General features: G+C 68.9%; 9 protein-coding genes. 3 read left to right on the top strand and 6 right to left on the bottom strand.

Translation table 11 applies throughout. The annotated features are described in order from the left end of the window. Positions 1-15 precede the first annotated feature (15 nt). Positions 16-1836, bottom strand: a complete 1821-nt coding sequence (locus D2K64_RS16645) for a CocE/NonD family hydrolase (RefSeq protein WP_120009512.1) — start codon at positions 1834-1836, stop codon at positions 16-18. 132 nt (positions 1837-1968) lie between these two features. On the opposite strand from D2K64_RS16645, the gene D2K64_RS16640 reads away from it, so the two are divergent. Next, positions 1969-2910, top strand: coding sequence for a LysR family transcriptional regulator (locus tag D2K64_RS16640; RefSeq protein WP_120009511.1), 942 nt, complete (start codon positions 1969-1971; stop codon positions 2908-2910). Between the two features lie 22 nt (positions 2911-2932). Here the strand turns inward: D2K64_RS16640 and putA are convergent, their stop codons facing one another. Further along, positions 2933-6580: a trifunctional transcriptional regulator/proline dehydrogenase/L-glutamate gamma-semialdehyde dehydrogenase gene (gene putA / locus D2K64_RS16635; protein ID WP_120009510.1), complete on the bottom strand. Its 3648-nt coding sequence runs from the start codon at positions 6578-6580 to the stop codon at positions 2933-2935. Between the two features lie 117 nt (positions 6581-6697). Here putA and D2K64_RS16630 point away from each other — a divergent pair, with 117 nt between their 5' ends. After that, a complete protein-coding gene (locus D2K64_RS16630; RefSeq protein ID WP_120009509.1) occupies positions 6698-7159 on the top strand; it encodes an Lrp/AsnC ligand binding domain-containing protein in 462 nt (153 codons plus the stop codon). Positions 7160-7205: 46 nt separating this feature from the next. On the opposite strand, the gene D2K64_RS16625 is transcribed toward D2K64_RS16630, so the two are convergent. The 3 genes from D2K64_RS16625 to D2K64_RS16615 are packed head-to-tail and all read right to left on the bottom strand — an operon-like array spanning position 7206 to position 9434. Next, positions 7206-7682, bottom strand: coding sequence for a GAF domain-containing protein (locus D2K64_RS16625; RefSeq protein ID WP_120009508.1), 477 nt, complete (start codon positions 7680-7682; stop codon positions 7206-7208). Beyond that, positions 7675-8670, bottom strand: a complete 996-nt coding sequence (locus tag D2K64_RS16620; protein WP_120009507.1) for a Bug family tripartite tricarboxylate transporter substrate binding protein — start codon at positions 8668-8670, stop codon at positions 7675-7677. Before D2K64_RS16620 ends, D2K64_RS16625 begins: the two co-directional genes overlap by 8 nt. Then, positions 8667-9434: a FadR/GntR family transcriptional regulator gene (locus D2K64_RS16615; RefSeq protein WP_162306210.1), complete on the bottom strand. Its 768-nt coding sequence runs from the start codon at positions 9432-9434 to the stop codon at positions 8667-8669. Before D2K64_RS16615 ends, D2K64_RS16620 begins: the two co-directional genes overlap by 4 nt. Before the next feature lie 147 nt (positions 9435-9581). Between D2K64_RS16615 and D2K64_RS16610 the strand changes: the two genes are divergently transcribed. Further along, the gene (locus D2K64_RS16610) at positions 9582-11363 is read left to right on the top strand and encodes a gamma-glutamyltransferase family protein (protein ID WP_120009505.1); all 1782 of its coding nucleotides are present in this window, start codon (positions 9582-9584) and stop codon (positions 11361-11363) included. Positions 11364-11707: 344 nt separating this feature from the next. On the opposite strand, the gene D2K64_RS16605 is transcribed toward D2K64_RS16610, so the two are convergent. Then, positions 11708-13783 (bottom strand): hybrid sensor histidine kinase/response regulator, encoded by a 2076-nt coding sequence (locus D2K64_RS16605; RefSeq protein WP_120009531.1) that lies wholly within the window; start codon positions 13781-13783, stop codon positions 11708-11710. Between the last annotated feature and the right edge of the window lie 3 nt (positions 13784-13786).

Here is a 13786-nt window from a genome sequence, read left to right as displayed (position 1 = left end):
GCATTTCCTTTTGGTTCAGCGGGCAGGCCGCAGGGGCAGTTCCAGGGCCGAGGCCCGGTCGCCGCCGCGCAGCAGGGTCAGTTCCGGCGGGCGGCCGTGCGGCACCTGCGCGCAGTGGTCGGCATCCATGCCGGCGATGGACAGCCGGATGCGGCTGCCGGCACGGAACACCCAGGACACCGGCAGCAGCGGGATGCGGATGCGTTCCGCCTGCCCGGGCACCAGCGGCGCCGCGTCGTCGCGCCGGAAGGTGCGGAAAGGCCAGGTGGTGCGATAATGGTCCGGCGCCGGGCTTTCACGGCGATGCAGGGCGCGCAGCAGCCCTTCGGTGACGTAGCGCACCGTGCCGTCTGCCTCGACCTCCGAAACATAAACAAAAAGGGCGGCATCCGGCGTGTCGGCACCGAGCCAAAGATCGGCGAGGCCGTGACCGGTCAGTTCCGTGTCGTCCTCCAGCGGGGCGGAGGACCAGCCGGTGAGCTTCGCCTCCCGGTCCTGCCAATCGGCGTAGTAGGTGGTGCTGTTGATGCCGGCAATGCGCTCATAGCGAGTGCCGGTGCCGCTGCCCCAGGCGAAGTCGGCGCGCAGCGTCTCGGCGCCGGCCTCGCCCGCCGCGTCGTACAGCGCACCGGCGCCGAGATGCAGGCGCCGCACCGTATCCACCGGCGGCCAAGCGGCGGCGGCGTGCCAGCTTTCCGCGTGCAGGCTGAAGTAGTGGACGGGCTGTTCCGCCTCCAGCCCGGTATCGCGGCGCAGCAGGTAGTGGTCGAAGAAGCGCAGCACCGCGCCGAGCAGCGCGAAGTCCGGAGCCTGATCCCGCCGCCAGGGCGAAACATTGCAGCGCGCGCCGTGGTCCCAGGGACCGAGGACCAGGTGCACCTTGTTGTTCCGCAGCGTCAGGAACCGGGCGACGGCGCCGTTGGCATAGCCCGCGCCGTCCATCCAGCCAGAGACAGCCAGCACCGCCACGTCAGGGCGGATGCCCTCGCTGACTGAATAAGGACTGAAGGAAGCGGAGCTGAAGGAGGGATCGTAGGGCAGCGGGTCCTCGCGAAAGCGGAACTCGCCCATGAAGTCAGGCTGGCGGAAATTGCCCAGGTGCTCGCGCAGGGCTTCAGCCAGCAGCGTGCCGCCGGCGTCCTCGTCCACCGGATGCGGGCCGCGCAGGTCGGGGTTGGCGTAGTAGACGTAGTTGCGCAGCAGGTCGCGCCGGTCGTGGTCCATGGCGACCATCAGGTCGTCATAGCTCTTGGCCAGCTGCTTCAGCAGGATGCCGCCGGGATAATAGTTGTCCGCATAGGTGTCCCACACTGCGAAGAGCGGCGCGATGGCCTTCACCGCCGGGTGCCCCGTGCTGGCCAGGAAGTCGGACGCCGCGCCGGGATAGGAGATGCCCGTCGCGCCGACCTGCCCGTCCGACCAGGGCTGCGCCACGATCCAGTCGGTGATCTCGCGCGAATCCTCGCGCTCCTTGGGCGAGCGGAAGCTGTCCCGCGTGCCGAATGAGGCACCCGTGCCGCGCACATCCACCACCACCACGGCATAGCCGCGCGGCACGAGGTAACGCACGAACTTGCCGGCATTGGGAATGGGATCGGCGTCGCTGCCCGGCGCCACGGCGAAGCGGCGGTAATAGGGCGTCAGGATCAGGATGGCCGGCACCGGGCCGGTGGCGCCTTCCGGCCGCCAGAGGTCCAGCGCGATGCGGCAGCCGTCCGGCATGGCGAGGTAGCGGGATTCCGGCTCGACGGGCAGCGCGAAGGGTACCTCGCGCGCCGCGGCATAGGCGGAAGGGGTCACGTGCCAAGCGGCACTGCCATGGTCGCTGTCGGACATGTCGGAGCCTCGCTGCCGGGCCGGCTGGCCGGCGGTGTCATCGCTCCGTCACCGATGCCGAAGCTGAGTGCGTGCGTCAAATGCATTATCATGACCAAATCATGCGCTTCACGCACAGGAATGGGGGCTGGATTGTACAATCTGCGGTCGTTGGACGCGCTGCGGGCCTTCGTGGAAAGCGGCTCCGTATCGCAGGCCGCGGCGCGGCTCGGGCGCACGCAGCCCCAGATCGGCCGGCTGCTGGCGGGGCTGGAAAAGGAACTGGGCTTCGACCTGTTCAGCCGAAACAACCGGCGCCTGTCGCTGACCGCGGAAGGGCTGCGGTTCTTCCAGCATGCCGAGCGCGTGCTGGCCGGCCATGATGCGCTGACCCGCTTGGCCAGCGGCATCCGTCAGGGCCAGAAGGACAGTCACCTGCGGCTGCTCACCGCGCCGCAGGTCGCCAGCCTGATCCTGGGCGAGGCGTTGCGTGCGATGGCGGCGCGCGTGCCGGATTTCACCGCCACGGTGGACACCCGTATCCGCCTGGATGCCGAAGCGGTGGTGGAACAGGAGCATTTCGACCTCGGCGTCACGGTGCTGCCGCTGGCACATGCCGGGCTGAAGGTGGAACCCCTGTGCGAGGTGGAGGCCGTGGCGGTGATGCGGCGCGACCATCCACTGGCGGCGCTGCCGCAGGTGACGGTGGAGGATCTCACGGGTCATGACATGGTGGTGACGCATCCGCGTTCCCTGCTGCGGCAGGGGTTGGAACAGCATTGCCGGGATGCCGGCGTGACGCCGCGCTGCCGGTTCGAGGCATCGAACGGCGTGGTGGTCTGCCAGATGGTGGCGCTGGGTCTCGGCGTGGCGTTGGCGGACCCGTTCGTGGCGCGATCCTCTCCCGCGCCGCAGATGGTGATGCGCGCCTTCGCGCCCTCCATTCCGGTGTCCTACGGGCTGTTCTTTCCGACCTGGCAGCCGCGCTCCGACATGGTGCGGGATTTTGCTGCGCTGGTGGTCCAGGCGGCGCGGCACGAGGCCGAAACGCTGACGCGCAGCCTGCGCCGGCGGCAGGGCGGCGGCGCGGCCTGAGGGGCCGGCCTCGCCGCGCTCCTCACAGGCTCATCAGGCTGGCATTGCCGCCGGCGGCGGCGGTGTTGGTGCTGATGCACTGCTCCCGCACCAGCATGTCGGGGCGATACAGGCCATCCTCTCCGGCCAGCAGAACCGGAATGATCGGGCCTTCCAGTGCCGCGACCTCCCGGTTCAGGCATCGCAACGCCTCAACATCGCCCTCGAACAGCACGGCGGCGCAGGAGCCAAGGCCGGCCGCATCCGCCGGGCGGACCATCGACCTCAGGGAGACCGGCAGCCCAGGCAGGGGCGCCGAGGCGGCGGGCTGCGCGACGTTGCCGGTGGCCAGGCAGGCCGCCACCTGCAGCATCAGCCCCTCTGCCGTGGCGGCCTGGCACAGCACCCTGCCGCGCGGCAGCAGGCGGTAGCGATTCACTTCGCCCACCGGGCCGGCCAGCGTGATGTCCAGCCCGAGGCGGGAAGCCGCGGCCTGCTCCGCGCAGCGGGCCGCCAGCGCCGCATCACCGCGCCCGCGGAGCCATTCCAGGAAGTCCTCCACTGCCGGCGGCATCGGCGTGGAGGGCAGGGGGGATGCCACCGGGCAGGCGGCCAGCAGGCGCCGCAGATAGAGCGGCCCACCCGCCTTGGGGCCGGTGCCGGACAGGCCATGGCCGCCGAAGGGCTGCACCCCCACCACGGCGCCGATGATGTTGCGGTTGACGTAGATGTTGCCGGCACCCGCCTGATCCGTCACGCCGGCGATGGTTTCGTCGATGCGGGAATGGACGCCGAAGGTCAGGCCATAGCCGGTGGCATCAATGTCGCGCAGCAGCGCCGGCAGCGCGTCGCGGCGGAACCGCACCACGTGCAGCACGGGGCCGAACACTTCCCGCGTCAGCGCCGCGATGCCGTTGATCTCGATGATGGCGGGGGCGACGAAGCTGCCATGGCCGCATTCGGCGGGCAGCGGCAGCGCATGCACGGCGAAGCCCCTGGCGCGCATGGCGTCCACGTGGTCCTGGATGCCGGCGCGGGCTGCCTCGGTGATGACGGGCCCGATATCGGTGCTCAGCCGGTCGGGATTGCCGAGGCGGAGCTCCGCCAGCGCTCCCTTGAGCATCGCCAGCACGCGGTCGGCGACGTCTTCCTGTAGGCACAGCACGCGCAATGCCGAGCAGCGCTGGCCGGCGCTGTCGAAGGCGGAGGCGATCACGTCGGCCACCACCTGTTCCGCCAGCGCGGAACTGTCCACCACCATGGCGTTCTGCCCGCCCGTCTCGGCGATCAGCGGGATCGGACGCCCCTCCGGCCCCAGGCGGGAGGCCAGCTGGCGCTGGATCAGCCGCGCCACGTCGGTGGAGCCGGTGAACATCACGCCCTGCGTGCGCGCATCGCTGACCAGCCTCGCACCGACCTCGCCATCCCCGGGCAGGAACTGCAGCACCGCCTTCGGCACGCCGGCCTCGTGCAGCAGTGCGATCGCCTGGGCGGCGATCAGCGGCACCTCTTCCGCCGGCTTGGCCAGAACGGGGTTGCCGGCGGCCAGTGCCGCCGCGACCTGCCCGGTGAAGATCGCCAGGGGGAAATTCCAGGGCGAGATGCAGGCGACGGGGCCGAGCGGCCGGTGCGCGGCGGAGAAATCGCGCGCCTCCGCGGCGTAGAAGCGCAGAAAATCCACCGCCTCCCGCACCTCGTCGACGGCGTTGGGCAGCGACTTGCCGGCTTCGCGGATGATCGGGCCGAGCAGGACGTCCATGCGCTGCTCCATCAGCGTGGCCGCGCGCTCCAGCATGGCGGCGCGCGCACCGGCCGGCGTGGCGGCCCAGTCCTGCGCCGCGGCCGTGGCGCGGGCCAGCGCCGCATCCACCATGGTTCCGGTGGCTTCCACCACATGCCCGACCACGTCGCGGTGGTCGGCCGGGTTGCGGATGTCGCGCCGCGATGCGGGTCCGGCCCCGGCATCCGGCGCGGCCAGCAGCGGCCCTGCACCCTCCGCCAGGGTGCTGGCGAGGGCGGCGAGGCGACGTTCGTCGGCGAGGTCCAGCCCGGCCGCATTGGCGCGCGCCGCGCCGAACAGGGCGCGCGGCGGGGCGATGGCCGCGTGCGGGCGGCCGGGTGGCACCAGCGCGCGGGCCTCGGCCACCGGATCGGCGACCAGATCCTCGACCGGCACCTCTGGGTCGTTGATGCGCCGCACAAAGGAGGAATTGGCGCCGTTCTCCAGCAGGCGCCGCACCAGATAGGCCAGCAGCGTCTCATGGGTGCCGACGGGCGCGTAGATGCGGCAGGGCCGGTTGAGGCGGTTATGGCCGACCACCTCCTCGTACAGCGCCTCGCCCATGCCGTGCAGGCACTGGAACTCGTATTGTCCCGGCTGCCACGCCGCGGGGTCGGCCATGGTGTGGATGGCAGCCACGGTGTGCGCGTTGTGCGTGGCGAACTGCGGAAACACCGCGTCCGGCGCGCCGAGCAGCTTCCGGGCACAGGCCAGGTAGGACACGTCGGTGTGCACCTTGCGGGTGAACACCGGAAAATCCTCCAGCCCCTGCACCTGGGCCCGCTTGATCTCGCTGTCCCAGTAGGCGCCCTTCACCAGCCGCACCATGATGCGACGGCTGGTCCGGCGGGCGAGCGCGATCACGAAATCGATCACGAAGGGCGCGCGGCGCTGGTAGGCCTGGATCACGAAGCCCACGCCGTTCCAGCCGGACAGGCACTCGTCCTCGCACAGCGCTTCCAGCAGGTCGAGCGAGAGATCCAGCCGCTCGGCTTCCTCGGCATCGATGTTGAGGCCGATATCGTAGCTGCGGGCCAGCACGGCCAACCCGGTCAGCCGCGGCAGCAACTCGGCCATGACGCGGTTTCGCTGGGCGCGGGCATAGCGCGGATGCAGCGCCGACAGCTTCACCGAGATGCCGGGGCCATCCCGCAGGCCGCGCCCGGCGGAGGCGTGGCCGATGGCGTGGATGGCGGCCTCGTAGTCGCGGAGATAGCGCGCCGCGTCGTCGGCGGTCGCCGCTGCCTCGCCCAGCATGTCGTAGGAATAACGGAAGCCCTTGGCTTCCATGGTGCGGCTGCGGGCCAGTGCTTCCTGGATGGTTTGGCCGGTGACGAATTGTTCGCCCATCATGCGCATGGCGAGATCGACGCTGCGACGGATCACCGGCTCGCCTGCGCGGGCGATCAACCGCGTCAGCGCGGCGCCGAGCCCTGCCTCGTTGCCGGTGGCCGTCAGCCTGCCGGTGACTACCAGACCCCAGGTTGCCGCGTTGACGAACAGCGAAGGCGACTGCCCCAGATGCGAGCGCCAGTCGCCACCGCCGATCTTGTCGCGGATCAGCGCATCGCGCGTGGCGGTATCGGGGATGCGCAGCAGGGCCTCGGCCAGGCACATCAGTGCCACGCCTTCCTGGCTGGACAGGGAGAATTCCTGCACCAGCGCCTCCACGCCGCCGCCCCGGCGCTTGTTCCTCAGGGCGGTGACCAGGTGCCGCGCCAGAACGCCGGTGCTGGCTTCCTGCTCCGGCGTCGGCGTGGCCTGCTCCAGCAGCGGCGGCAGGCAGCATGTTTCCGGTCGCCGGCAGGCCTCGGTGATGGCGGCGCGGAGAGGCGATTGCGTCCGCACCTCCTCCAGGAAGGCCCCGAACGGGGTGGGCACGGGTCCGGCGGCGGCAGGTTCGGGGCGCATGTCACGTCCATCTCGGCAGGAACCCCCGTATTTTACCGTGGTCAGGGAGGATCCAAACAAGGTAATCGGCCGATCTGCCTCAGGAATCATCAGGAAAAGGCATGCAGGTAGAGAATCGTGCCGGATATTGACCAGACGGATCGCATGATCCTCTCCATCCTCCAGCGCGAGGGGCGGATCACCAATCTCGAACTGTCAGACCGCATCGGCCTGTCGCCGACCGCAACCAGCGAGCGCACGCGGCGGCTGCTCCAGGATGGCCTGATCACCGGCTTCGGCGCGCGCGTGGATCCCCACCGGCTGGGCCTCGGCCTCCTGGTATTCGTGGAGGTGCTGCTGGACAAAACAACACCGGACGTATTCGGCCGCTTCGCCGAGGCGGTGAGCCGCGCGCCGGAGGTGCTGGAATGTCACATGGTCGCCGGCGGCTTCGACTACCTGGTGAAGACCCGGGTGCGCGACATGGCCGCCTACCGCCGCTTCCTGGGCGACGTGCTGCTCGGCCTGCCAGGCGTGCGGGAAACGCGCACCTATGCCGTGATGGAGGAAGTGAAGAGCGACGCGCCGCTGCCGCTGTGAGCGCGTCGCCCCCCGTCTGGGTGGACAGCAGGCGGGGGCGACCTGCTCAGAACCAGTCCGGCGCGGCCAGAAGCGCCAGGTGGCGCGCCGTCATCACGTGCCCGGCATCCAGCGCCGCCTGCGGCCACAGCATGTTGAGCGTGCCGACGCACCGGCCGGCGCGCAGGATCGGCAGGTTGACGATGCTGCGCAGCCCGAGGCCCAGGATCACGTCGGCATCGTCGAAATGGGCCCGGATCGCCGCCTCGCCCTCGCCCTCGAAGCGCTGGCCACGCAGCAGCACGTGGCGGCCCCATGCCGTGTCCCGCTTCGGCTTGCGTCCGCCCACGGGGTACTCATCGGGCCGGGAACTGTAGATGCGCTGCACCGCCATGGCATCACGGTCGAACAGCATGGCGGTGCAAAGCCGAACTCCGCTCCCCTCGGCCCCGATCCGCGCCGCGGCGCGGATCCGGGGCAGCGGCGCCGTGTCCGTCGCCGCGGCCTCGAAGGCCTCGGCCAGCGCAGCAACATCGTCAGGCATCGGTCTTGTCGATCCCCAGATCGCCGATGACCTTGTGCCACTTCGCCGCATCGGCGCGCAGGATGGCGGCGAAGGAGGCGGCGGATTCGTTCACCACCTCGACACCGATGGCATCCATCTTGTTCTTCACTTCCGGCAGCATCAGCGCCTTGTTGATCTCAGCATTGAGGCGGTTCACCAGCGCGGGCGGCATCCCCCGGGGGCCCAGCGCGCCATACCAGACCGCCATTTCGAAGCCCGGCAAGCTTTCATTCACCGCCGGCACTTGCGGCAGCAGGGCGGAACGCCGCTGTTCCGTCACCGCCAGCAGCTTCAGCCGTCCGTTGCGGACATGCTCCAGCGTTTGCGTGCCGGCGGAGAAGAGCAATTGCGTCTGCCCGGCCACCGTGTCCAGCACGGCGGGCGCGCCCCCGCGATACGGCACGTGCACCATGTCCAGCCCTGCCATCTGCGCGAACATCGCGGCGCAGAGGTGATTGGTGGAGCCTGCCCCGGCGGAGGCATAGGCGAGCTTGCCGGGGTTCGCCCTGGCATAGGCGATGAACTCCGGCACCGTGCCGCCGGGCACCGAAGGATGCACCACCATGGTGTTCAGCACATAGGCCAGCAGTGCGACCGGGGTGAAATCCTCCGCGCCGTTGAACGGCATGTTGCTGAACAGCGCATCGTTCATCGCATGCGTGCTCATGGAGCCGACCAGCAGCGTCTGCCCGTCCGGAGCGGCACGCGCCACATGGGCCGAGCCGATGTTGCCGGATGCGCCGGAGCGGTTCTCGACCACGAAGGGCTGGCCCAATGCCACGCGCAGCGGCTCCGACAAGACCCGCGCCAGGATGTCGGTCGATCCGCCCGGTGCCCAGGGCACGATCACGCTGACGGGGCGGCTCGGGTAGCCTTCCTGCGCCCACGTGGCCTGTGGCCATGCAGGGAGAACGGGCGCGGCCAGCAGGGACAGGGCGACACGGCGCGGGAGAAGGGGTCTGCTCATGGTGGTGATGTCCTGCGAGACGTGGCTCGCTCAGCGGGTTCAACCGTGTTGGCCTGTCTGTCCGCGGGTTGTTCCCGCGGTTCCGGATTGTGATCGAAGCCTGTGCCCGCGCTCAGGATGGCGAGATGGACCGAGTGAAGATGGGCACGCATGGCGCGCTGGGCCGCTGACGGATCGCGCGTGGTGATGGCGGCGGCGATGGCCTGGTGCTCCAGCGCCGAGGCTTGGCGCATGGGCGTGGTGGTGATGGCGGCGCGCAGCCGGCCCCAATCCGTGCGGGCGCGGCTGGCTTCCACCGCCTCGAACGCGCCGAGCAGCAGCGGGTTGTGGCAGGCGCGGGCAATGGCACCGTGGAACGCACCATCCCAGCGGCCCCAACTGTTCTGATCCCGCGTCTCGGCACCGCGTCCCGCGGCGCGCGCCACGGCCTCCAGATCGGCGGCCGTGGCCTTGATGGCGGCGAGCGAGGCCAGGGCAGGCTCCAGCGTCAGACGGGCTTCCATGATGGCGAGCGGCGTGCTCGCGCGCGCGCGCGTTTCGGCGCGGGCGGGCTGCGGCGGCTTCGGTCCAAGGAACGTGCCCTGGCCGACACCGCGCCAGACGAGGCCCTGCAATTCCATCTCGCCCAGTGCCTCGCGCAATGCGCGGCGGCTGACGCCGAGCAGCACGGTGAGCTGGCGTTCGGGAGGAAGGCGGTCGCCGGACAGCAGCCCCGCCTCGTGCAGGTGGGTGTTGAGACGATCGGCCGCGGAACGGGCTGGCATGGAACCTCTGCTAAATGAGTCCACCGGTCCGCACAAGTCCAGGCGGTTCCTTTCGCCAAACAAGAGGGTTAAGCTGGCGATGGGTCCTGCGCGGGCCTGAACTATGATACCAATCTGAATTGGTTCCAGAACTCGGGGAAATCGTGCATGTTCACCACCCGGCCGGAGATCCGCGGCACCTTCGGTGCGGTGGCCACCACCCATTGGCTCGCCAGCGCCGTCGGCATGTCGGTGCTGGAGCGCGGCGGCAACGCCTTTGACGCCGCCGTGGCCGCGGGCTTCGTGCTGCAGATCGTGGAGCCGCACCTGAACGGCCCGGGTGGCGAGGTGCCCATCATCCTGAAGCGCCACGACGCGCCGGAGCCCGCGGTGATCTGCGGCCAGGGACCGTTCCCGATGGCCGCCACGCCGGAGCGCTTCACAGAGCTCGGCCTGAAGCAGGTCCCGGGCACGGGGCTTCTGCCATCCGTCGTGCCAGGGGCATTCGACGCCTGGATGCTGCTGCTGCGTGACCACGGCACCTGGAGCCCGCGCGCCGTGCTGGAAGCCGCGATCGGCTATGCCGAGGACGGGTTCCCCGTGTTGCCCCGCGTTTCCTCCTCCATCCTGGCTGCGCGGGACTTCTTTCTGGCGGAATGGCCCAGTTCGGCCGAGGTGTGGATTCCTGACGGTGCGGTGCCGCGCCCGCGCGCCCGCTTCCGCACCCCCGCCATCGCCGCCACCTATCGCCGCATCCTGGCCGAGGCGGAAGCTGCTGGCCCGGATCGCGAGCGCCAGATCGAGGCGGCGCGCGATGCCTTCTACCGCGGCTTCGTCGCCGAGGCGGTGGACCGCTTCTACCGCACGGCGGAACTGATGGACTCCACCGGACGCCGTCATGCCGGTCTGCTGCGCGGGGAGGATTTCGCACGCTACGCGGCGCGGGTGGAACGCACTGTGTCACGCGATTACGCGGGGGTGACCGTGCACAAGACGGGTCCGTGGGGCCAGGGCCCCGCGCTGCTGCAGAGCCTGGCCCTACTGGAAGGCTTCGACATCGCGGCCATGGATCCGGCCGGCGAGCGCTTCGTGCACACGGTGGTGGAATGCATGAAGCTGTCCTATGCCGACCGTGAGGTCTTCTACGGCGATCCCGACGCGTCCGACATTCCGCTCAGCACCTTGTTGTCGCGCGACTACGCCGACCGTCGCCGTGCCCTGCTGGGGGATGCTGCGTCGCTCGAACTGGTGCCCGGCGACTTGCCCGGCGCCGCCGATGCCATGCGCCGCATCCTGGCCATGGCGGGGGCGGAAACCCCGGTGGGCATTGGTGCCGGGGAGCCCACCTTCGCCCCCTTGCCGGTGGAGTGGGGCGACACCGTGCACCTGGACGTGGTGGACCGCTGGAGCAACATGATCTCCGCCACGCCTTCGGGCGGCTGGCTGCAATCCTCGCCCGCCGTGCCGGGCCTTGGCTTCGCCATCTCCACCCGGGGGCAGATGGGCTGGATCGATGCCGGGCTGCCCAGCGACCTGCGGCCAGGCATGCGGCCCCGCACCACCTTGACCCCAACCCTGGTGACGCGAAACGGTGAAGGCTACCTCGCCCTGGGCACGCCAGGTGGCGACCAGCAGGACCAATGGACTCTGGCCGTCCTGCTGCGGCGCCTGCACCACGACCTTGATCTGCAGGCGGCCATCGACCTGCCGCTCTTCACCAGCAAGCATTTCCCGCAATCCTTTTACCCGCGCACCTTCGAACCGGGGCGCCTGCTGGTGGAGGACCGCATCGGCCCGGATGCCATTGCCGCGCTTGAGCGGCGCGGACATCGGGTGTCGGTGGAAGCACCGTGGTCCCTCGGGCGGGTCTGCGCCGTGGGGCGGGAGGACGGGTTCCTGATCGCGGCCGCCACGCCGCGCTTGATGCAGGCCTACGCGATCGGCCGGTGACAGGCGGTATGCTGCTCCCATGCGGCGGGTGCGATAAAACCCGGCGTTGCAGATTAGCAGCCACGGCTCTATCGAGTATTTTACATAATTTTACTTATGAGATAAATCAAGTGCCCACCTGTATCTTCTCTTCTCCCCCTTTTGGCCGAGCGGATGCGGCAGCGAACTAAGCTTCCAAGGCCAGGATCGGGCCGAGCCTCGGCAGCAGGAGCGGCGACGCTCTCCTCCGCGCATCCGTCGCTGCGTCAGAGCCGGTTCCGCTGAATGCCCTGGCGCCGGCAATGCCGCCGGCAACAACCTCCTGATGGGCGGGCCGCGCAGCGAATCAACATAGAAGTTTTGCCCTAGCTCGTGATCAAGCCTCCGATGCGCGTCGCCAGATTGTCGAGCGAGAACGGTTTCGTCAGAACCGAATAGCCCGGGGCGAGATGCATTCCGCCCATCACCGCACTCTCGGCATAGCCCGTGATGAACAGCACCTTGAGATCCGGTCTCAGGGTGCGGGCGGCATCCGCCAATTGCCGGCCGTTTATTCCGCCGGGCAAGCCGACATCGCTGACCAGCAGATCGATTCGTGCGGATGAGCGAAGGATGTCGAGTCCTGTCTGACCATCGGCGGCCTCGATCGCGCCGTAACCGAGTTCCTGCAGCACTTCGACCACCAGCATGCGGACACTCGGCTCATCATCGACTACCAGAACGGTTTCGCCTCGTTCCGCCCGGGGTGCGGCGGCGGGGCTCCGCAAGGCTGCCGCAGGCTCTACCCCTGCAAGATGCCGCGGAAGATAAAGGCGAATCGTGGTCTCCTGCCCCACCGCCGATTGAATCCTGACATGGCCACCGGATTGCCGCACGAAACCGTAGACCATCGAGAGGCCGAGCCCAGTTCCCTGGCCGATGGGCTTGGTCGTGAAGAAGGGATCGAATGCGCGCTCCACGACATCCGGCGCCATGCCCGTTCCGGTGTCGCTCACGCTGATCAGCACGTACGGGCCGGGTGTGATGCCGGAGGGTTCGCCCGACACCTCCTCCGCGAGGACATTCTCCGTTAGGATCCTGATGCGGCCGCCCTCCGGCATCGCATCACGCGCATTGATGCAGAGATTCAACAAGGCGTTCTCAAGTTGGTTCGGGTCGATCAGCGTTGCCCACAGATCGGGTGCCGCGACCAGTTCCATGGTGACGGAAGGTCCGACCGTACGGGTGATCAACTCGCCCATGCCGGCGATGAGATCATTGACCGCGGTGGGCTTCGGGTCGAGCGTCTGCCTTCGCGAGAAAGCCAGCAGCCGATGCGTCAACGCGGCCGCACGATCCGTGGCGTCCTGCGCCGTTCTGATGAACCGGTCCAGTTCGGTGGTCCGTCCCTGAAGCATCCGCATCTGCAGCAATTCAAGGCTTCCCGCGATGCCGGCAAGCAGGTTGTTGAAGTCATGGGCAAGACCTCCGGTGAGCTGTCCCACCGCTTCCATCTTCTGGGCCTGGCGGAGCTGGTCCTCGGCGCGCTTGCGCTGCGCCATCTCCGCCATGATGGCATCGTGGGCCTGCTTCAATTCCTCCGTGCGCGATGATACCCGCTGTTCCAGCGTCTCGTTCATCTGGCGAAGCTGGTCTTCCGCGGTTCTGCGTTGGGTGATGTCGGATGAGACCCCGACCAGCCGGGAGCCGGTTCCTTTTCGGTCACGAACGATGCGCGCGCGGATCTCCGCCCAATGGATGCTGCCGTCCGGCCAAACCGTGCGGTATTCGATCGCATAGTCGACATTCTGGCTGATGCTGCGGTGAACCGCGGCCTGCATCCTTCCCCGGTCCTGAGGATGGATCCGGGCCAGAAGATCCTGGTAGGTGAAAGGCGCATCCGGTCCAAGGCCGAAAACCGCCTTGCAGGTGGCCGAAGCCTGCAGGGTTTCCGTCTCGATGTCGAACTCCCAAGACCCCAGCCGGCCCGCCAGCAGGGCTGTCTGCAGGCGGTTCTCACCCTCGCGCAACTCCTCGATCCGTGCGCGTGCCTCGAATTGCCGGTATCGGCCCTTGAGTGCTGAGCGGGCGATGCTGACAAAGGTTGTTGGATGAAAAGGCCTCTCCAGGAAGGTGACGTTGCCGAGCACCTCGGTCAGATGCGCGGCAGCGGGATTCCTTTCAGGGCCGCCGCCACCCCGCGTCAGAACAATGAACGGCAGGTCGGACCAGGCTGGTTGTGCGGCAATGCGGGCGGCGATGCCGCTGAGATCGGCACCTCTCAGCGCTTCCTCCGTCACCACGGCGAAGCAGTCATCATCGCCCAGGGCCGCTTCCAGCCGCGCCAGGTCGGGACAGATGCGCGAAGCGCAACCGGCTTCGCGCAGCAGGGCCTCAGCAATCGTCGCGTCGCGGCCATGGGGGGTGTAGATCAGGGCATGCAGCGAAGGAAACGCGGCCACGGA

The sequence above is a fragment of the Teichococcus vastitatis genome (assembly GCF_003604215.1).
In the GTDB taxonomy this organism is placed as follows: domain Bacteria; phylum Pseudomonadota; class Alphaproteobacteria; order Acetobacterales; family Acetobacteraceae; genus Pseudoroseomonas; species Pseudoroseomonas vastitatis.
Note: the sequence above shows the minus strand (reverse complement) of the source record. Positions and strands in the feature narration are given on the sequence as shown.